The organism is Mycobacterium branderi, from assembly GCF_010728725.1.
Lineage (GTDB): Bacteria > Actinomycetota > Actinomycetes > Mycobacteriales > Mycobacteriaceae > Mycobacterium > Mycobacterium branderi.
Map to the genome: position 1 here is coordinate 2,294,687 of NZ_AP022606.1, position 18,041 is coordinate 2,312,727.

18 protein-coding genes are annotated in these 18,041 nt (G+C 66.9%); 3 read left to right on the top strand and 15 right to left on the bottom strand.

All coding sequences use genetic code 11. From position 1 onward, the window contains the following. Position 1: 1 nt before the first annotated feature. The 11 genes from G6N47_RS11850 to G6N47_RS11900 form a co-directional block, all read right to left on the bottom strand. Positions 2-1,522: an HNH endonuclease signature motif containing protein gene (locus tag G6N47_RS11850; protein ID WP_163659631.1), complete on the bottom strand. Its 1,521-nt coding sequence runs from the start codon at positions 1,520-1,522 to the stop codon at positions 2-4. A gap of 50 nt (positions 1,523-1,572) precedes the next feature. Then, the gene (locus tag G6N47_RS11855; protein ID WP_083131263.1) at positions 1,573-3,474 is read right to left on the bottom strand and encodes a YhgE/Pip domain-containing protein; all 1,902 of its coding nucleotides are present in this window, start codon (positions 3,472-3,474) and stop codon (positions 1,573-1,575) included. Positions 3,475-3,476: 2 nt separating this feature from the next. Continuing rightward, positions 3,477-4,175, bottom strand: a complete 699-nt coding sequence (locus G6N47_RS11860) for a hypothetical protein (protein ID WP_083131264.1) — start codon at positions 4,173-4,175, stop codon at positions 3,477-3,479. 101 nt (positions 4,176-4,276) lie between these two features. Then, the gene (locus tag G6N47_RS11865) at positions 4,277-4,471 is read right to left on the bottom strand and encodes a ferredoxin (protein WP_083131265.1); all 195 of its coding nucleotides are present in this window, start codon (positions 4,469-4,471) and stop codon (positions 4,277-4,279) included. After that, positions 4,468-5,673 carry a cytochrome P450 gene (locus G6N47_RS11870; RefSeq protein ID WP_083131266.1) on the bottom strand — a complete coding sequence of 402 codons (1,206 nt, stop codon included), beginning with the start codon at positions 5,671-5,673 and terminating at the stop codon, positions 4,468-4,470. The genes G6N47_RS11865 and G6N47_RS11870 overlap by 4 nt, the downstream gene beginning before the upstream one ends. 74 nt (positions 5,674-5,747) lie before the next feature. Further along, positions 5,748-6,530: an NAD(P)-dependent oxidoreductase gene (locus G6N47_RS11875; RefSeq protein ID WP_083131267.1), complete on the bottom strand. Its 783-nt coding sequence runs from the start codon at positions 6,528-6,530 to the stop codon at positions 5,748-5,750. Continuing rightward, on the bottom strand, positions 6,527-7,336 hold the full coding sequence (locus G6N47_RS11880; RefSeq protein ID WP_083131268.1) for an NAD(P)-dependent oxidoreductase: 810 nt from the start codon (positions 7,334-7,336) through the stop codon (positions 6,527-6,529). Before G6N47_RS11880 ends, G6N47_RS11875 begins: the two co-directional genes overlap by 4 nt. Then, the gene (locus G6N47_RS11885) at positions 7,336-8,199 is read right to left on the bottom strand and encodes an alpha/beta hydrolase (protein ID WP_083131269.1); all 864 of its coding nucleotides are present in this window, start codon (positions 8,197-8,199) and stop codon (positions 7,336-7,338) included. Before G6N47_RS11885 ends, G6N47_RS11880 begins: the two co-directional genes overlap by 1 nt. Then, a complete protein-coding gene (locus G6N47_RS11890; RefSeq protein WP_232080189.1) occupies positions 8,196-9,839 on the bottom strand; it encodes a thiolase C-terminal domain-containing protein in 1,644 nt (547 codons plus the stop codon). Before G6N47_RS11890 ends, G6N47_RS11885 begins: the two co-directional genes overlap by 4 nt. Continuing rightward, on the bottom strand, positions 9,836-10,135 hold the full coding sequence (locus tag G6N47_RS11895) for a ferredoxin (protein ID WP_083131448.1): 300 nt from the start codon (positions 10,133-10,135) through the stop codon (positions 9,836-9,838). The genes G6N47_RS11890 and G6N47_RS11895 overlap by 4 nt, the downstream gene beginning before the upstream one ends. Positions 10,136-10,143: 8 nt before the next feature. Further along, a complete protein-coding gene (locus G6N47_RS11900; RefSeq protein WP_083131450.1) occupies positions 10,144-11,448 on the bottom strand; it encodes an NADH-ubiquinone oxidoreductase-F iron-sulfur binding region domain-containing protein in 1,305 nt (434 codons plus the stop codon). Between G6N47_RS11900 and G6N47_RS11905 the strand changes: the two genes are divergently transcribed. Continuing rightward, complete coding sequence (locus G6N47_RS11905) at positions 11,375-11,827, top strand: hypothetical protein (protein ID WP_083131451.1); 453 nt, start codon at positions 11,375-11,377, stop codon at positions 11,825-11,827. The genes G6N47_RS11900 and G6N47_RS11905 overlap by 74 nt on opposite strands. Positions 11,828-11,832: 5 nt before the next feature. Here the strand turns inward: G6N47_RS11905 and G6N47_RS11910 are convergent, their stop codons facing one another. Genes G6N47_RS11910 through G6N47_RS11925 form a run of 4 tightly spaced genes read right to left on the bottom strand, consistent with a single transcriptional unit; the run spans position 11,833 to position 15,342 of the window. Continuing rightward, positions 11,833-12,702, bottom strand: a complete 870-nt coding sequence (locus tag G6N47_RS11910; protein WP_083131270.1) for an alpha/beta fold hydrolase — start codon at positions 12,700-12,702, stop codon at positions 11,833-11,835. Then, on the bottom strand, positions 12,699-13,091 hold the full coding sequence (locus G6N47_RS11915) for a Rieske (2Fe-2S) protein (protein ID WP_083131271.1): 393 nt from the start codon (positions 13,089-13,091) through the stop codon (positions 12,699-12,701). The genes G6N47_RS11910 and G6N47_RS11915 overlap by 4 nt, the downstream gene beginning before the upstream one ends. Beyond that, the gene (locus G6N47_RS11920) at positions 13,092-14,237 is read right to left on the bottom strand and encodes an amidohydrolase family protein (protein WP_083131272.1); all 1,146 of its coding nucleotides are present in this window, start codon (positions 14,235-14,237) and stop codon (positions 13,092-13,094) included. Positions 14,238-14,253: 16 nt separating this feature from the next. Then, positions 14,254-15,342, bottom strand: coding sequence for an amidohydrolase family protein (locus G6N47_RS11925; RefSeq protein WP_083131273.1), 1,089 nt, complete (start codon positions 15,340-15,342; stop codon positions 14,254-14,256). Positions 15,343-15,659: 317 nt separating this feature from the next. Between G6N47_RS11925 and G6N47_RS11930 the strand changes: the two genes are divergently transcribed. Both G6N47_RS11930 and G6N47_RS11935 read left to right on the top strand, forming a co-directional pair. Beyond that, positions 15,660-16,658 (top strand): acyl-CoA dehydrogenase family protein, encoded by a 999-nt coding sequence (locus G6N47_RS11930; protein WP_083131274.1) that lies wholly within the window; start codon positions 15,660-15,662, stop codon positions 16,656-16,658. After that, positions 16,642-17,817 carry an acyl-CoA dehydrogenase family protein gene (locus G6N47_RS11935; protein WP_083131275.1) on the top strand — a complete coding sequence of 392 codons (1,176 nt, stop codon included), beginning with the start codon at positions 16,642-16,644 and terminating at the stop codon, positions 17,815-17,817. The genes G6N47_RS11930 and G6N47_RS11935 overlap by 17 nt, the downstream gene beginning before the upstream one ends. The last annotated feature ends 224 nt before the right edge of the window (positions 17,818-18,041 follow it).

Genomic DNA, 18,041 nt, shown 5'->3' on the forward strand with positions numbered 1-18,041 from the left:
ATCAGAACGGGGGTGGTTCGTCGTCGTCGGTGGGTGGTGCCGGGCCGAATATTGCGGTTTCGCGGGCTTGTCGGCGCGCCGCGCGGGCGTCTCGGTTGCGTTTGCGTTCTTTGGCGATGTAGTTGGCGCGGTTTTGGGCGCGGGTGCGGCGGCGTTTGGGCATCATCACGGCCCGCTCGGCGCAGCGTTCGGTGCGGACCGGCGCGGGTGCGCCTAGGTCGCCGGTGGGCGCGCACAAGCTCGGGAACAACAGCGCGCTGCCCGGAGTGGTGATATAGGTCTGCCCAGACGGCGAGGTCAAAATCACCGTCCCGTCGGGCAGCTGCTTGTCGTGCCAGCCCCAGAACGTTTTCACCAAATGATGTGTGCGGCAATAGCATTTGAGGTTCGACGCGTGCGTGGGCCCACCCTGGGCATAGGGGGTCGTATGATCAAGGTCGCAGTCCCAGGCCGGCCGATCACAGCCGGGCCAGCGACACGTCAAATCCCGGCAGCGCACAAAATCCGCCAGCGCCTTCGACGGCACATACCCCGGCTCCGGGGCGGCATCGGCGGGATGGGACAGCGCCACCAGCTTGGCCGATGTCGCCAGTTGATCGAGCAGTTCGGGTGGGATCAGCGCATCAGCGCCCACCCGCGAGGCGACCGCCGACCCGGCGCCCGCGATCGCGGCCGGCTCGGCGATGACATGAATGACCACCGGTGAGGGCGCCGGCTTGGCCGCCGCGGGGCACTCGGCGCGCCCGCAGTGACACGTCAACCGCTCGGCCCCGACCGCCAGCGCCCCCATCGCATCGGCGCGGCGCTGCGTGCGGGTGCGCGGATCATGCTCACACACGCTGCCCGCCAACGCCTCCAGGCGGGCATCCAGCGCATGAGCGTCGGTGGCGATCAAACGGCCGAACACCTCGGCTAAACCGTTACCGCTATCGGAGATGCAAAACTCGCGATCGGCCTGCTGCTCACGACGCTGGCGCACGGCATCACGATCGGCGCGGGCCACGATCTTATCCACCTGCCCCGCCAGCCGGCCCTGTGTCATCGACGGCCAACGCGGCACCCGCAGCGCCAACTGGGCATCGACCGCGGCCAGCACCTCGGGATCGGTGATCAGATCGGTGCGAAACACAATCGTCTGAAACATCCGATAGTCGATATCCCCGGCGACAAACACCGCGCCCAGCTGGGGCAACCGCTCCCGCATGGCCCGCGCATAACGCAGCCGGCTGCCCGCCAGGCCCTGGCTGATCCGCAACGCCGCCGCCACCTCCGCGGCCACCGCCGCCTCGGTGTCCATCGCCCACTGCTCGGTCTCCGAACAACGCGCGAGCCGATAGCCGAACAACTCCCCAATCGCAGCCAACTGCGCGGCCGCCGCCCGATTTTCCAACCGCGTCGCCGCGCAAATCCGATCCACCAAGCCAGCCGACTCCGACGTCGTCGACGGATGGCGCCGTTCCATCAGCTCATCCAGGCGGGCAATCACCGCCTCCTGCGACCCCGGACCCTGAGCATCGAACATACATTCGATTATGCCATAGTGGGCCGACAAGTCACCCGGGAGCTGACGGCTCAGATCTTGATCGCCGGTAGCAGCCGAGTGATGTTCCAGAGCCGATTGCGCCGGGCGGACAGAGACGAGATCACCAACGCGACCAACCAGATTCCGATTAGCGCGATGATCGCCTGCCATAGCCGATAGTCGATGCCGCCCAATATCAGCTGTCGCAATCCATTGACTCCATAAGTCATCGGGTCGTAGTGGTGCAGCACCTGGAATGGCTTCGACGTTGTCTCCACGGGGTACATGCCGCCGGCACTGACCAACTGGAGCATCAGCAACGCCATGATCAGTACCCGCCCCACGGCCGGGCCGACGAGTGCGTTGATCGCTTGCGTCGCGGCGACGAACGCGCACGACACCAGCACCATGAATGCCAGCATCGCGAAGGGGTGCGTGGCGTGCATGCCCAGGGCGAACCGCACCACGCAGTACAGGATGATCGCCTGGAATATCCCGATCACGGCCGCCGGGAGGTAACTGGCAAGCGTGACGCGGATCGCGGTCACCTCCGCGGCGATGGCGCGGCTTTGCAACGGCCGCAACACCATCCACAGCACCAGCGCGCCGAAGAACAGCGCGAGCGTGAGGAAGAAGGGCGCCATGCCGGTGCCGAAGTTGGGGGCGGCGTTCTCATGCGAGGTTTCGAGGTGAACCGGGCCGCCGATGGTGCTGGCGATCGCATTCTTCTGCTGGGAGCTCCAGTTGGGCACCTGCTTGGCACCTTCGGCGAGTTTGGTCGCCAACTCTTCCGATCCCGCCCTGAGTTGGGCGGTACCCGACTTCAGTTGTTGCGCGCCGTCGTCGAGTTTGGCTATTCCGCTTGCCAATTCGGCGTTGCCGGAGGCGAGCTGCTGTGCGCCGTTGCGCAGCTGGGTCAGCTTGTTCGTGAGGTCCTGTCCTTTGTTGCCGACTTGGTCGAGCGCCGTCTTCAGTGGGCCAGTAGCGTTTTGCGCGTCGATGAGTTGCTGGCGCAGCTGCGGTGTGAACTGGTGTGCTCGAAGCTGGTCCTGAATTCCGTGCAGCGTCCCGGCGGCATTGCGTGCCACCGGGTCTGGGCTCGCGGAGAGCTGGTCGATCACCGACGAGAGCGACGTCGCGGCGGCGTCCTGCGCCGCGGCGATGGCGCTGATTTGGTCGGCGGCTTGCGTCATCGCGGTGTTGGCGCCGATGGCCGAAACCGCCTTTGCCACCGCAAGCAGTGGGTCGGTGGCGGTGTTGATCCCGTCGGAGAGCTGCTTGGCGCCCGTGGCGAGTTGCGCCGAGCCGGACCGGGCGGTGTGCAGACCGGCCGCCAACTGGCCGGCGCCGTCGTCGACCTGCGCCGCACCGTCGGCAAGCCGTCTCGCCCCGTCAGCGGCCTGCTTGATCCCCGCGCCGGAGGAAACCACCACGGACAGCACCTGATTGACCGCCTGCCCGGAAATCCGGGTCGATACCGCGTTGAGAACCTGCTCGATGGCAGTGCGGCCAATGCTGGTCGAGATGTAGTTGTTGGCGTCGTTGTAGACCGCGATCAGCTTGGCCTGTTTCGGTTGGCCCGTCGCGGGCGATGCGATCGCCTCACTGAAATCGGGAGGCAACTCCAACATGAAGTAGTACGCGCCGTGTTCGACGCCGCTGCGCGCCTCCTGCGGATCCACGACATGCCAGTCCATGCTGTGGTCTGCGGTCAGGCTTTTGGCGATCTCGGCTCCGGCGTTGATCTGCTGCCCGGAGACGACGGCGCCGCGGTCGGCATTGACCAGCGCCACGGGCATCTTGTTCACATGGCCGAAGGGGTCCCAGTAGGCCCACAGGTACAGCGCTCCGTACACCAGCGGAAGCAGCATCAGCACCACGATCGCTGCCCGCGTCATTCGGCTACGGCCGAAACGCTTGATCTCCGAGCCGAATGCGAGTCCAGCCAGCATCGTCAGTCTCTCCCGGTCAGGATGCGGTGATCGTGTATGTGGTGGTCGGGGGCGTCACTGCCGAGCGGATTGGTCACCCCGACAACGACGGTGCGCTGTGTCGCGATCGCGCCGAGCCGCTCGACCGCTACCTTCCGGCGCGAGTTGTCGCGGACCTGCTCGAGGTCGCCGACCACAAGGATCGGCCGATCGGAGAACAGCGCCAGCGTGATTCGCAGTAAGAACAGCTCCAGGTCGGACAGCTCGACAATGTAGGTCTTGGCCGACGGTGCCGGGATCTCACCGAACACCTCTCTCAGTTCCCCCTGCCCGGCGTCGCTGGGGATCGGCGAGTACCAGGGCGCCAGCCATCGGCGCTGCTCGGCGAGCACCGTGGCCACGGTCACCGACTCCTCCAGCTCGTCGATGTCGGCGAACGCCGCAATCGAGCAGTGCCGGCGAATCGCGGCCGGCTGCGTGTCGCCGAGCACGGTTACGGTGCCGCGGCTGGGCTTGAAGCGTCCGGCGAGTGTCAGCAGCAGCACGTCCTGCGCCGGCCCGCCGGGCATCTGAATGGCGTGAAAGCCCGAGTCGAGCTCCAGGTCGATCCCGGAGAACAACGGGCCGTGCTCACCATCCACCCCCAAGCCGGCCGCGCGGATCAACGGGGCTTGGACCGGCTCGTCCGACGGGGTGGTGCCGGTTTCGTCCGGTACCTGCATTGGGCCAGTCTCCTCGGGTTGCTCGACTACCTCCGGCTGAGTTAGAGCCTAGGAGCAGCCGCTGCCTGTCCCGAATCGATCCGCCCAATAGCGAGTGTCCGCTACTCCTTGATCGAGATGGCCTGCCGCGGGCACTGCCGCACGGCGTCGCGGATTCGTTCCTCGTTTTCGGGGGTGACTTCGTCCTGCAGGACGGTCAGCAGGTCGTCATCCCCGAGATGGAACACCTCGGGGATGATGCCCATACAGACGCCGTTGCTTTCGCACAGGCCGAAGTCGACTTCGACTTTTTTCATCGCAGCACTTTCACCGGTACGTTCTGGTAGCCCGCGACGTTTTGCATGTGAACGCGTTGCAGGCCATCCCAATTCACCTCGTAGCGGGGCATGAAGTCCAGCAGGCGCTCCAGCGCGATCCTGCTTTCCATGCGGGCCAGCGCAGCGCCCAGGCAACTGTGAATCCCATACCCGAGACCGAGGTGCTGCGCCTCAGTGTGGTCGCGCTCGATGTCGAACTTCTCCGCGTCGGTAAACGCTTCGGGGTCGCGGTTGGCCGCGGCGCCGCACAAGAACACCGGCTTGCCGGGCGGGATCACGCCCCCGCTGACGTGGGCCTCCTTGAGGGTGTAGCGCACGTTGTACTGGACCGGTCCTTCGTAGCGCAGCAGCTCTTCGACCGCTCCCGGAATTTTGCTGCGGTCGTCGAGCAGTTTCTGCCACTGGTCGGGATGACGCGCGAAGATCACTGCCGCGTTCCCGACCAGCTTGGTGACGGTCTCGGCCCCCGCGCCGCCGAGAAGTGTCGAGAAGCCGGTGATTTCGATGTCGTCGAGCTTGCGCATCTGGCCGTTCTCGCCCGGGATTTCGGCGGCGATGAGCCTGCTGATGAAGTCGTCTTGGGGATTCTCGCGCCGTTGTTGCACCAGGCCGAAGTAGTACATCGCGGTGTCGATGTTGGCCTGCATGCCGGCTTCGCTGGCCTCGATCTGTCCCGGCTCGCGGTGCAGGCTGATGTCGATCCAGTGCCGGACCTGTTGGCGGTATTCCTCCGGCACGCCCATCATCGTGGTGATCACCTCGACGGGGAACGGCCCGGAGAAGTCCTGGACGACGTCGAAGTTGTCGGGATCGGCCTTGCTCAAGTACTTCTCGACGACGGCGACGACGGTGTCCTGCTGCGATTGGATGGCCCGTGGGGTGAAGGCCTTGTTGAGCAGGCTGCGCATGTGCCGATGCTCCGGCGGATCCATGAAGATGATCGACTTCTGTTCCGGAGAAATCCCTTTGCGCACCATCGCGAGGTCGCAACCGCGCGCCGACGAGTAGGTCTCGAAATCCTTGAACGCGGCCGCCACATCCTCGTGGCGGGTCAACGCGTAGAAGTCCTCTTTTTCGTCGTAGTAGAGCGGGGCGTCCTCGCGCATCCGCCGATATATCTCGAACGGATTGTTGAAGAACTCCTCGGAGAACGGATCGAAGACGACCTTCGGCTTGGTCATTGCATCTCCTCAGCGGCGTGGCTGGCGGCTGCAGCCTTTACGACGGAAGGCTTGACTGTAACGCTAACGGTAAATCACTTTTTGCGGGATGAAAACACCTCGATCGCGTTTTCCAGCACCCCGAGATCACCGCCCAGCTCAGCGGCGACGTTGCGGGCCACGGCCACGTCCTTGCCGACGAATTCACCGGCCATCTGGGTAAACGACGCGACGGAGCCTCCCGCCGCGACGAGGTCCAGCACGCGGCTGGCCGCGCTGCCATGCGGCAGCGCCGACAGCAGCGCCGGCTCGGGGACACCGAGCCGCTCCGCGAGATTCACTGATGCCGAGAGCAACCCGATCTGCGCCGCGAACAGCGCATTGTTGACCAGTTTGACCTTCTGTCCGGCGCCGAGCGGCCCGACGTGCAACACCGGATCGCCGTAGCAGCTCAACACCGGCCGCGCCCGCGCCACCGCCGCGTCGGCACCGCCCACGAACAACGTCAGCTCGCCCGCCGCCGCATTGTGGGGACCGCCGCTGACCGGAGCATCGACCACGTCGACGGCAAGCGACGCGGCGATGGTCTCGACCGTGCGCGGACTTCCGGTGGTGTGCACCACCAACACGGCGCCGGGAGCCATCGGCAGGTCCAGACACACCTGGCGCACCTGTTCGTCGCTGAAGACGCAGACCACCACAACCTGGGCGTGCGCGCTCACCGAAGTCACGTCCACCGTCGCCGTCGCGCCCAATTGGGCGATGGCTGCCCGCTTTTCGTCGGACCGGCCCAGCGCCCGGACGTCGTGTCCGGCCTCGACCAGCCGGGCCACCATCGGCCGGCCCATCCGGCCCGCGCCGATGAATCCGACTCTCACCGGGGGTGCGCCATCAGGGTTAGTGTGGCGTCGGCCGCGTCAAGCACGGCCCCGCCGTCGACGCCGGCGGTGCCGGCGATGTCGGCGATCAGCCGGACATCCTTTTGCAGCAGTGCTCCGGCGAGCCCGGCAAGGCGGTCCAAGCCGGCAGCGTCACCGCCAAGAGCGTTGAGCGCGAAGCTGTTCCCGCTGCCCCGCGAGATGACCTCGGTGAGGCGATCCGGCAAGACGCCCAAAGCCTTGCCCAGGGACAGGGCAGTGGCCGCGGTTCCCAGGTTGGCGGTGAAGAGCAGGTTGTTCAGCAGCTTGGTGGTCTGTCCGGAGCCCAGATCGCCCAAGTGCACGATCGGATCGGCGTAGGTCTCGAACACGGGACGGCAGCGCTCCACCACGTCGGGGTCGCCGCCGACCATCACCAGCAAACGACCTTCCGCGACCGCCGGGGCGCCACCGCTCACCGGTGCGTCGATCACCGAGACATCGTGGGCGGCAGCCTTCTTGGCCAACTTCTGACATGTCCCCGGATGCACGGTGCTGTGCACGGCGATGATGCTGCCCGGCTTGGCGCCGGCCAGTAGCCCGTCGGCGACTTCGTCGACGTCGGCGTCACCGACCACGCACAGGCACATCAGATCGCTGGCCGCGGCGAGTTCAGCCGGCGAGCCGGCCATTTTGGCCGCGGTGTCGGCGAACGGCTCGAGCGATGCAGGCCGCCGCGCCCACAACGTGGTGGGGTAACCGGCCTCGACGATCCGGCGTGCCATCGGCCCGCCCTGGCTCCCCAGCCCGATAAATCCGACATGCATCAACCGGCCTCCAAATCGGCTTGCGTAGCGAGACATTCATCGACGAACGCGAAGATCTTCCGGTGGTAGGCTGCGGCCGCATGGCCGAGGCTGAGGTTGTGGCCAGCGCCGGGCTGCTCGTTGACGGTGAATCGCGGCGAGGCGGAGAACATGGCCGCGATCTCGGCCAACGCGGCTGCGTCGGACTGCCATACCTTTTCGTGTTCGGCGACGCTGAATTGCACCGGCACCCGCACCTGGGCTGCCAGTGCCGGGAAGTCGCGGCGGGGCCATTCGGTGACCATGGCCGCTTCATACGGCGCGCCGGTGGCGGAGTTGGTGAGACCACCGAGCACCTCCGGCGGATACAGCTCCGGGGGATGCCACAGCAGCTCGCGCAGGCCGGGCGGCCGGTGGGTTGCGCTGGCCGTCTTGAGCACCTCGCGTGCCGCCGGGTGGTAACGCCTTCCGGTGCCGGCCATTTCGATGCCGAGAAGATCAGCGCCGCGTGCGTCGGCGGCCATCCGCAGCGCCAGCTCGCAGCCATTGGAGTGGGCCACCACGAATAGGCCGGTGGGTCTTTCGCCGAGGATGCGGTCGACGGCACCGTAAGCCAGCCGGACCCGCTGCTCGGGTTCCGCTAGCGCCTCCGGGTATGGCGCGGAGCTGCCATAACCCGGCCGGTCGAGTGCGATGACCGTGAAGCCCAGCGCTGCACCGATTCTCAGCAGCGACAGCGACGGGTGACCCGGACAGTCGAAATACGCTGCGGTGGAACCGCCGCCGTGCAGCGCGACGACGACGGCCCGCGGCTCGGTGGCCTCGGCGACCAGTGCCGACATCGGCACTCCGTCGACAAGGACGACGCGCGGACGTACGGTCATGTGTCGGCCCGCAACAGCAGCACCCCGCTGGGTGTCAGGCCCCCGCTGCTGACCACGCCGACGCGGGCGTCGGCAACCTGGCGCGCGCCCGCCTCGCCGCGCAGCTGGCTGATGGCCTCGTGCAGCAGGCCCATGCCGTGGGTGCGCCCGTGAGACAGCTGACCGCCGTGGGTGTTGAGCGGCAGCTGACCGTCGCGGGCGATGTTCTTGCCGCCGTCCAAAAACTCGCGGGCCTCACCGATCCCGCAGAAGCCGAGCGCCTCGATCCAGGACAGGCAGTTCATCGTGAACCCGTCGTACAGCTCGGCGACGTCGACGTCGTCGGGCCGCAGCGAAGTACGCGTCCACAGGTGCGCGGACTGACCGAGTACCTGCGGCTCATGCGTCAAAGTGCTTTGGTCCCAGTCGATCCGCTCGATGATCTGCGTTCCCACCGCCTCCACCAGCACCGGTCGCTTAGCCAGGTCGCGGGCGGCATCGACGGCGGAGACGACGACGGCGATTGCCCCGTCGCACGGCACGTCGCAGTCGTAGAGCCCGAACGGTGTGGTGATCGGCCGCGCGTCGAGGTAGTCCTCCATGGTCATCGGCGAGCGGTAGACCGCCGTGGGGTTGAGTTCGGCGTTTGCGCGCTGGTTCAACGCAATCCAGCCCAGCGTCTCCTTCGTCGTCCCGTACCGATGCATGTGACGCTGCGCGTTCATCGCCAACGTGTGCGCGGCCGAGGTGGCGCCGAACGGGAACTGCCAGCTGGCGGTGCGGCCGCCCGGCGGGGCAATTTTGCCCTGCTTCATCAACTCGTTGTACGTGGCTTCCCACAACGTGCGGAAGCACAGCACGTGGCGGGCCAGGCCGCCGGCGACCGCGAGCATCGCGGCGATCACCGACCCGCCGGGACCGAACGTCTCGATGCCGCCGTTGTGCCACACCGGCCGAATACCCAGCGCGGCTTCGAGCGCGGTGACCCCGCCTTCGCCGAACCCGCCGAGGTTGCCGCCGCCGGGATACGTTGAGAGGCCGTCGATGTCGTCGAGGGTGAGCCCGGCGTCGGCGATCGCCGCCTCGCAGGCCTGCACGGTCAGCTGCAGCGGCGGCACCATCAGCCGGCGCCCGATGTCGGACATGCCGATTCCGGTGAGCGCGACCTTGTCCTCGAACTTCTCGCGGCTCAGCATCGGGCGGACATGCTCGCCGAAGCGCGCCGGCGCGATCTCGTCGACCGGCAACGGGGCAAGCTGACCTGCTACCGGCCGGAACAGCGGCAGCCACACGTCGTCGGCCTGCTCGAAGACCACCTCCACCGGCTGGCCGAGTCGCAGTTGATCGGGATCGCAGTCAACGATGTTGGTGGTCAACCGGACTCGCGGATCCTCGACGATCGCCACCTGGGCCACCACATACGGCGCGGGCAGGTCCGGCAGGCTGAACCGGTGGTTGACGGTGAAGCCGGCCAGTGTGCCGCGACCGGACACGGCCCGCACTCCCATGTTGTGGGAGCGGCAATACCGGCACACCGGTGCGGGCGGATGGATCAGCGCGTTGCAGTCGGTGCATTCCTGCAACCGCAGCGTGCCGTCTTCGCCTGATTTCCAGAAGAACTCGTTGTCCAGCGTGAGCAGGGGCAGCGGGCGACCGGTCAACGGGTGAACCCCCACTCCGCTTCGTTGTCCTCGGCTTTGACGTCGGCCGCGGGGTCGTCCACGGTTGCGGCCGACGGGGGATGGGTGCCGGCCGGCCGGTGCTCGCCGACCTCCATGATGGCGTGCACCGGGCAGTCGAGCAGCGCGCGCATGACGGCGTCGTGGTCTTCCTCGGCGACGGTGCCGTCGCCGATCAGCGACGCGTATCCCCAGTCATCGAGCGAGAAATACTTCGGCGCGTGTTTGGCGCAGATGCCGAAGCCGTCGCACACCGTGCGGTCGAGGCGGATTGTCATACGATCGGTCATGCCGGCTCCACTTCGTACGGCCGGTCGGCCCGGTAGATGCTGGCATGGCATGTCTCGCAGGTGTTTTCGAGATGGCGGTCGACCGCGTGCGGGAACTGGTCGAGCAGACTGGCCGCCATGTTGCAGGCGGCGTCCAGCGTCGCGCAGGCGCCGCGACCGCGCAGCATCACCGACCAGCGCCGCAGCCGGGCCAGGTCCTCGCTGGTCGCCACGCCGTCGCGCAGCGCACCGGCGGCAGCGGCCATCGCCGCGGTGCCGTTGAAACACGAGCCGCACTGCCCGGCGTTCTCGCGGTCGAAGTACGCGAGCACGGACGCGGCGACGGCGACGGCGCAGTCGTCGGTCAGCACCGTGATGGCACCCGCGCCCAATCCGCTGCCGAGCCTACGCAGCGTCTCGTGGTCCAGCGTCGCGTCGAGCACGTCGCGGTTGAGCAGCCCGGCGAAGTAGCCGCCCATCAGCACACCCTTGACAAGGTCGGGTGAAACACCGTGCAGCGCAAGCAGTTCCGTGAACGGCAAACCATGGGGGATTTCGTAGAGGCCGGGCGGCCGGCCTGCGCCGGTGATCGTGATCAAGAAGGTCCCCGGCGACAACGGCGTGCCCTGGGCCCGAAACGCCGCGGCGCCATGCTCGTGCAGGTAGGGCAGATTGGCCAGCGTCTCGACATTGCTCACCAGCGTGGGCAGCCCGCCGACCCCCTCCTGGAACGGCCGCGGCGGCTTGTCGGTCGGCTTGACCGGGCCGCCGTTGAGGGCGCGCACCGCCGCCGTCTCCTCGCCGGCCACGTAGCCGGGATCGACCAGCCGAACGCTCACCGCAACACCCATGTCGCCGGAGATCGCTTCCTCGACGCTGCGCGCCGACCCCGGGTCGGACACATACACATACGCGCGCTCTGCGCCGACGATCGCTGACGCGAGCCGCAACCCGTCGAGAACCAGGTGCGGCCGGTTGCGCAGCAGCCAGCGGTCCTTGGCCGAAGCCGGTTCTCCCTCTTCGCCGTTCGCGACGACGACGGCGCCGCCCGCGACGCGGCCGTTGTCGCGCACCGTTCGCAGTTTGACCGCCAGCGGGAATGCCGCGCCGCCGCGGCCCAGCAGCCCGCTGCGGTCGACCTCGTCGAGCAGGTCGTCGGCTGAGGCCAGTGGGAGGTAGCCGCTGAGCGCATCGCCAAGTAGTCGTGGTGCAAGGTCGGGCCAGGCGGCGACGGTTAGGCTGGGGGCCGTGCGAACAGCGGTGGTGCGGATCGGTGTCGACCCATCGGGTGTGCTCAGCCCGGCGGAGTTAGACAAGGGCATGGCCACACTCCGAGAACTCGTCGAGGCGACCGGCGCCGAGGTGCTGCCGGTGTCGCGCCGCGAAGTACAGCTGCTGATCGCCGGCAGCGACGCGGACGCCGTCAGACAAACCGCTGTCGAGTTGTGCGCCAAGGCTTTCGGCACTGTGCCGGCGCCCGGTGTGGTCACGTATGTCAGCCGGGGCACCGACGACGACGCCCGCGGTGTGCTGGCCGGGTTCGGGCTCACTGGCGAGATCCGGCGAGTTGCGGGCGACGAGGGGTTCGACGTCGTCTACGTGACGCTGCGTCAGGCCGATCTGGAGCGCATCCCGGAAAGCCGCGTCCACACCGCGCTGGAGGCCTCGCTCAACTGCGAGGTCCACATTCTCACCACGTAAAGCCATCAGCCGTCCAGGAATTCCAGAATCGCGGGCGCAGCCAGCACCCAGGTGTCGAACATGTTGAAGCGGTCCACCTTGCCTGCCGCGCGCTCTTCGGCCGCACGCTCCCAGGCGTCCTCCGGCCACGGCGGATCGATCAGCTTGGATCCCTTGATCAGGCAGCTGACCTCTAGCGACGTCCGTTTGGGGTGATCCCAGTCGTTCTCCCCGCCGCGGATGATCAGCGTGGGAACCGTGATCCGGTCGAACATTTCGTCGTCGACACCGGGAATCGTTTGGCCCGGCTTGGACACGAACGCGTTCAGCCAGCGCAACATCACCTTGAGGAACTCGTCGCGGTCGAAGTCGAGGAATCGCTGCTTGTTGTTCGGGTTCTCCTCGATGCGCTCGCGCCATTCGGGGACTTTCACCACCCCCTCCATGCCCGTTCCGCGCGCCGCGAGAATGCTCGGGATCACGTAATACGAACCGAGGACAAAGGTTCCGTAGATGCCGCCGACGATGTTCCACACCACGAGCTTTCTCACCAGCTCGGGGTAGAGCATCGTGGTCAGCATCGAATCCCGTGCGCCGCCGGAGCCGCCGGCGATGATGCACGGCCCGAGGTTGAGCCGAGTCAGCAGGCCGTGCAGCGTCTCGGCGCGCATGTGCGACTCGCTTTGCCCGTAGAACTGCACGTCGGACGCCCCGCAGTTAGGCCGGTCCCACAGCAGCACCCGATACCCGCCGTCGACCAGCGCCTCGGCCAGCGGACGAAGGCCGGGGATCTCCTTGCTGAACCGGCCACCGGGCGTCAGCACGATGAGATCGCCTGAGCTGCCGAGGATTTCGTAGACGACGTTGCCGCCGTTCACTTCAATGGACGCGTTCATGCCTGCACCACCACGTCGTTGCCGACGACCCGCACCGGGTAGGTGCGGATGCTCCACTCCGGCTTGACCGCCGTCGTCCCGGTCGCGAGCTCGAAACCCCATTGATGCCAGGGACAGTAGATGTACTCGAGGTCGCGGACCATCACCGCATCCCCCGGCGCAGACTCGTCGACGACGGTGCGGCCCCGGGCGCGTCCCGAGCACAACGGCCCACCTTGGTGCGGGCAGTAGTTGGCGATCGCGTAAAACGTGCCGTTGACGTTGTAGACGCCGACGCCGTGCCGGCCGATCGGCACCAGTTTATGTGTGCCGGGCGGGATTTCGTCCACCGTCGCGACGACGTGCTCGCGACCCTGGGCGAGCCGGGGCCGCTTGACTTCTTCGGGCATTCAGAGCACCCGGACTTGGCCTTCGAGCACCGGGACCGTCTCCGGCAGGTGATAGGTCGCGATGCCGTTTTTGTACATGACGGCCTCGCGGGCTGCTTTGGGCAGGTGCTTGACCAGCCAGCGCGGGTCGTCGAAGGTCCAGTGCGGGTAATCCGAGGAGTACAGCAGGATCTTGTCGCACTCCATCCACTCCAACGCCCGGGTCAGCTCGGTCTTGTCCTCCGGATAGTCCAGCGGCTGAGTGGTGAACTTGATGTGCTCCTTGAGGATTTCCGACGGCTTGCGTTTGATCTCCATTCGCGACTTGCGGGCCTCGTAGATGGCGTCCATCCGCCACATCAGCGGCAGCACCCACGTAAAAGCGTGCTCGACGAACACGATTCGCAGGGTGGGGAAGCGGTCGAAGACTCCGTCGAAGATCAGGCTCATCACCTGGTTGGCGGCCAGCAGCGAGTAGGTGACCATGAAATCGTGGTTGTAGCTGGGAAATCCGACCGGCGGCATCGGCAGCATCTCGTAGTTGCTGCGCGACAGGTGACAACTCACGGTGATGTCGTGCTTGGTGGCAGCCGCCCAGATCGGGTCGTACATCGGGTGCCCCCACGACGGCCGCGGCTCGGCCTTGATCAGGATCTGCGCCATGTACGGGTGGCCGGCCCACTTTTCGATCTCGCGCGCGGCGCCCTGCGGGTCCTCGATCGCGGCGCAGATCGAGCCGCGCCAGCGCTCGTGCCAGTTGTTATGGCTGTCCAGCCAGTGGTTGGCCTGCCACTCGTTGAGGGCCGACGACATCGCCTGGTGCGCTTCGGGTAGCCGAGGCGTCCGACCACCCGGCTCCAGGATCGCGATGTCAGAGCCCGCCTCCATGATCAGCTGCCGGAACGCCATATCGGGGTCGCTGCCGGGGAATTCGCCGTCCGGCGGGAAGGTGTCCACGCGCATCGCGTAGGAGTGCGCGTAGTCGGGCGCGTCGTAGTAGATGAGCTCGCCGACCTTGTGGTCGAGGAAGAACTTGCTGCGCCACGGCTCCGGGATGTACTGAGTCAGCTCGCCGCGCTTGGGCACCGGGTGGACGTCGGAGTCCACGCACCGCACGGCGATGCGCTCGGCGGCGGGAACCCGTTCTTGAGTCTGTGTGAGCGTCATCGTGGCCTCCCTGTATCTACTGTGCGGCCAACGGGGCCGGAATGTCTATGCCGTAGAGCTCGGCGGCGTTGCGCCAGCAGAACTTCTCCCGCTGCTCGGCGGTATAGGCGCTCGGCACCGCCAGCGTGCTCATGTGCCAGTGCGGGTAACTGGACCCGAACATCACCATGTCGTCCTTGCCGGTGAAGCCGAACCACTCGCCGGCGAACTCGACGTCGCCCGGCCCGTCGAAGCGGCCCGCGACGAAGTGCACGTGGCCGGGCAGGTAGTCGCTCGGTATGCGTGGCGCCCACGGCGTCTGCTCCAGATGCGGACGTCCGAAGGTGTCCATCCGCCAGATGAACGGCGTCACGAAGTCCGCGCAGCCGTCGGCCCAGACGAACTTCAGCGTTCCGAACCGCTCGAACACGCCCTCGGCGATCATGTTCATCAAGTGGTACAGGTAGTTCAGCGACATGAAGCTGACGTACTGCTCGTACGTCAGGGTGTGTCCCGACGGCGTCGGCGGAAACCCAATGCCCTCACCGGTTTCGATGTGCACCGCCACCGGAAGGTTGGCCTCGGCGGCGGCTTCCCACAGCGGCCAGAACTGCGGCTTGCCGTAGAGCTCGCGCGACTGCAGCGGGATGCCGATCTGCACCACCTGCGGGTGGTCCTTGTATTTCGCGAGCTCGCGCAGCGCTCCGGCGATGTCGTCGGGGTTGACCCGGATCGTGCCGCGGAACTTCTCGGCGTACTGGCCGGACCCCAGCCACCGCGACACCAGCATCTCGTTGTGCGCCGCGCACAGCGCGCTGCCCAGGTGCCGGTCGGGCATGATGCCGCGGCCCATCGGGTGCAGGACCGCGACGTCGACGCCGCGCTCGTCGAACAGCTGGTGGCCGACGAACTCCGGATCCGAGCCCGGGTAGCCGCGGTTCGGCCCCTGGGTGTCGGGCGCGTATTCGCTGCCCGGCGCTCCGTACCAGTCCATTTCGTAGTCGGGAAAGCCGCGGCTCTTGAACGGCTCGCGGAGAAATCCGCGCAGGTCCGGGGTGGACGCGAAGAAGATGTGCACGCTGGCGTCGATGACCGGCGTGCGGGCTCCGTCCGGGTGTTCTATCACCTAAACCACCCTCCGCGGCTCCGACCGCTGTGTCGGGCCTGTTGGCGATCCGCTAGGTAACCTAACATTCCACTTTACCGCCATTCAATGGGTTTCCGGTAAGCGTTTCGAGTAATCCAGCGGCCGGGTCGCCGCGTCGTGCTGTAAGTCAAGTTCTTCCATCGCGAGAATAACATTCTGGAACGGCCCTGCACAGCTGACCCATGTCGCGCGGCCTTACGGCAGCGAAGACGCGTAAGGCCAAGGCCCGGGCCCACAAGCCCTTTCACCGCTACTGAGATGGATACTTTCGCTAACGAGAATGCTATTCTCGGACGATGCTTCTAGAGTTCGACGCCGATCAGCGGCTGTGGCAGGAAACCGTGCGCGATGTCGTCGCCAAGCAATGCCCGCCGGCGCTGGTGCGCAGTGTCGCCGAGGACGGCGCCGACCCCGCCCCGGTGTGGAAGGTGTACGTCGATCTCGGCTGGACCGAGCTGAACGATCCCGCCAGCGCGGTGGAGTTGGCCATCGTGACCGAGGAATTGGGCCGCGCCACGGACCCGACCCCCTACCTGGCGACGATGACCCAATTCGCACCGCTGGTCGGCGATCGGTTCGACCCGCACGGATCCGGGACCGCCGTCTACAGCGGCGTGTCGGCGCGCCGCGATGGCGACGGCTGGGTGCTCGACGGCACCGCGCGTCATGTCCTGGACGGGGACCGCGCCGATCGGCTGGCGGTGGTTACCGAAGCGGCGGTGTTCCTCGTCGACGCCGGCGACGTATCTGCCCGTCGCACTTCGGTATTCGATCCGGTGCTCCACGTCGCCGACGTGACCTTCGCCGGGGTTCGGGTGCCCGACACCGCCCGGCTCGGCGCCGACACCGAGCGCGCACGCCACGTCGCGCTGACCGGGATGGCGATGACGATGGTCGGCGCCTGCCAACGCATTCTCGACCTGGTTCTCGAACACGTAAGCAGCCGCCAGCAATTCGGCGTTCCGATCGGCTCGTTCCAGGCGGTCCAGCACAAGGCCGTCGATATGTACGTGGCGATCCAACGGGCCCGTGCGCTGGCGTATTTCGCCGCGCTGACGATCGCCGAAGACGACCCCCGCCGCCGCCTGGCGGCGGCGATGGCCAAGGCGGCGGCCGGCGAGTGCCAGTCGCTGGTGTTTCGCCACGGCCTGCAGCTGCACGGCGCGATGGGCTTCACGTGGGAGAACGATTTGCAATTCGCGCTCAAGCGGGCCAAGGCCGGCGAGCTGATGCTCGGCGGGGCCGCGGAGCACCGGGCCATGATCGCCGAGGAATACCGTGCAACTCACCTTTGATCCCGACGTCGAGGCGTTCCGCGCCGAGTTCGCCGCGTTCCTCGACGAGCACCTGCCCGCGGCAGCCGCTGAAGCATTGGAGCGGCCGCGGTCCGTGTCGCACATGCCGGCGTGGGCGCGACGCTGGCAGCGATTGCTGTTCGACAACGGTTGGTTGCTGCCGGGGCAGCCACCGGAGTTCGGCGGGCGCAACGCGACGGTGTTGCAGCAATTCGTTCACCTCGAGGAGCTGTGCCGGCGGCGGATCTACCACAGCTTCAACCCGCAGGGCGTGAATATCGTTGCGGCGTCGCTGCTCTCGTTCGGCAGCGACGAGCAGAAGCAGCGCTGGGCGGTGCCGATCCTGCGGGCCGAGATCACAGCGTCGCTGGGCATGAGCGAGCCCAGCGCCGGCTCGGACCTGGCGTCGCTGCGCACGAGGGCGGTGCGTGACGGCGACGAGTTCGTCGTCAACGGGCAGAAAGTGTGGACATCGGGCGCGCATGACGCCGACGTGCTGTCGACCTTTGTGCGCACCGATCTCGACGCGCCAAAACACAAGGGCATCAGCGCATTACTGATTCCCACCGATACGCCCGGGGTGGTGCGCCGGCCCTTCCCGTCGATCTGCTCGATCGACGACCTGGATTTCAACGAGGTGTTCTTCACCGATGTCCGGGTGCCCGCCGAGAACCTGGTCGGCCCGCTCAACCAGGGCTGGCGGGTGGCCAACGGGTCGCTCGGGCACGAACGCACGATGATGTGGCTGGGTTTCGCCGACCGGCTGGACAACCTGATCAGCGACTTTCATCCGCAAACCGAGCTGGAGCGCGACCAGTACGCCACCTTGGTGATGGACCACCAGGCGCTGCGGCTACTCGGTTCGGCGGCGCTGGCGCGCGCCGCCCGCGGTGAACAAGACGTGTCGGCGGTGTCCGTGCTCAAGCTGCTCGGCTCGGAGGCGGAGCTCAAGGCATCCGAGCATGCGCTGTCGGCCGCCGGCGCCGACGGTCTTGTCCACCCGGCACTCACGGGACCGTATGCGCCAATGAATCTCGACCACTACTTCGCCAGCTGGTTCGAGCGCTATGCCCGCAGCTTTTCCGGGACCATCGCCGGCGGCACGTCGGAGATCCAGCGCAACATCATCGCCCAACGAGTCCTCGGCCTGCCGCATTAAGCAGTGAGTCCTTGCTCACCGGGGCGGACTCCACATGCGCCCACTGCTTTCAGGCAGCACAATCACGTCGATCCCCTCGTCGTGACAAAGGTCAAGCAGGTGCGGATCAGACGTGGCGACGGCCGTACTGGCAGAACGAGCGACCTCGGCGACCACACAGTCGGCGAGACTGACCGCGCGGCGACTCCTGTGGTACTGGCGAGCACGGAGCAGCCCTGCTCGCA

Coding starts and splice junctions, on each gene's coding strand:
- G6N47_RS11850 (WP_163659631.1), bottom strand. CDS start 1,522: ATGTTCGATGCTCAGGGTCCGGGGTCGCAGGAGGCGGTGATTGCCCGC.
- G6N47_RS11855 (WP_083131263.1), bottom strand. CDS start 3,474: ATGCTGGCTGGACTCGCATTCGGCTCGGAGATCAAGCGTTTCGGCCGT.
- G6N47_RS11860 (WP_083131264.1), bottom strand. CDS start 4,175: ATGCAGGTACCGGACGAAACCGGCACCACCCCGTCGGACGAGCCGGTC.
- G6N47_RS11865 (WP_083131265.1), bottom strand. CDS start 4,471: ATGAAAAAAGTCGAAGTCGACTTCGGCCTGTGCGAAAGCAACGGCGTC.
- G6N47_RS11870 (WP_083131266.1), bottom strand. CDS start 5,673: ATGACCAAGCCGAAGGTCGTCTTCGATCCGTTCTCCGAGGAGTTCTTC.
- G6N47_RS11880 (WP_083131268.1), bottom strand. CDS start 7,336: ATGCATGTCGGATTTATCGGGCTGGGGAGCCAGGGCGGGCCGATGGCA.
- G6N47_RS11885 (WP_083131269.1), bottom strand. CDS start 8,199: ATGACCGTACGTCCGCGCGTCGTCCTTGTCGACGGAGTGCCGATGTCG.
- G6N47_RS11895 (WP_083131448.1), bottom strand. CDS start 10,135: ATGACAATCCGCCTCGACCGCACGGTGTGCGACGGCTTCGGCATCTGC.
- G6N47_RS11900 (WP_083131450.1), bottom strand. CDS start 11,448: ATGCCCTTGTCTAACTCCGCCGGGCTGAGCACACCCGATGGGTCGACA.
- G6N47_RS11910 (WP_083131270.1), bottom strand. CDS start 12,702: ATGAACGCGTCCATTGAAGTGAACGGCGGCAACGTCGTCTACGAAATC.
- G6N47_RS11915 (WP_083131271.1), bottom strand. CDS start 13,091: ATGCCCGAAGAAGTCAAGCGGCCCCGGCTCGCCCAGGGTCGCGAGCAC.
- G6N47_RS11920 (WP_083131272.1), bottom strand. CDS start 14,237: ATGACGCTCACACAGACTCAAGAACGGGTTCCCGCCGCCGAGCGCATC.
- G6N47_RS11930 (WP_083131274.1), top strand. CDS start 15,660: ATGCTTCTAGAGTTCGACGCCGATCAGCGGCTGTGGCAGGAAACCGTG.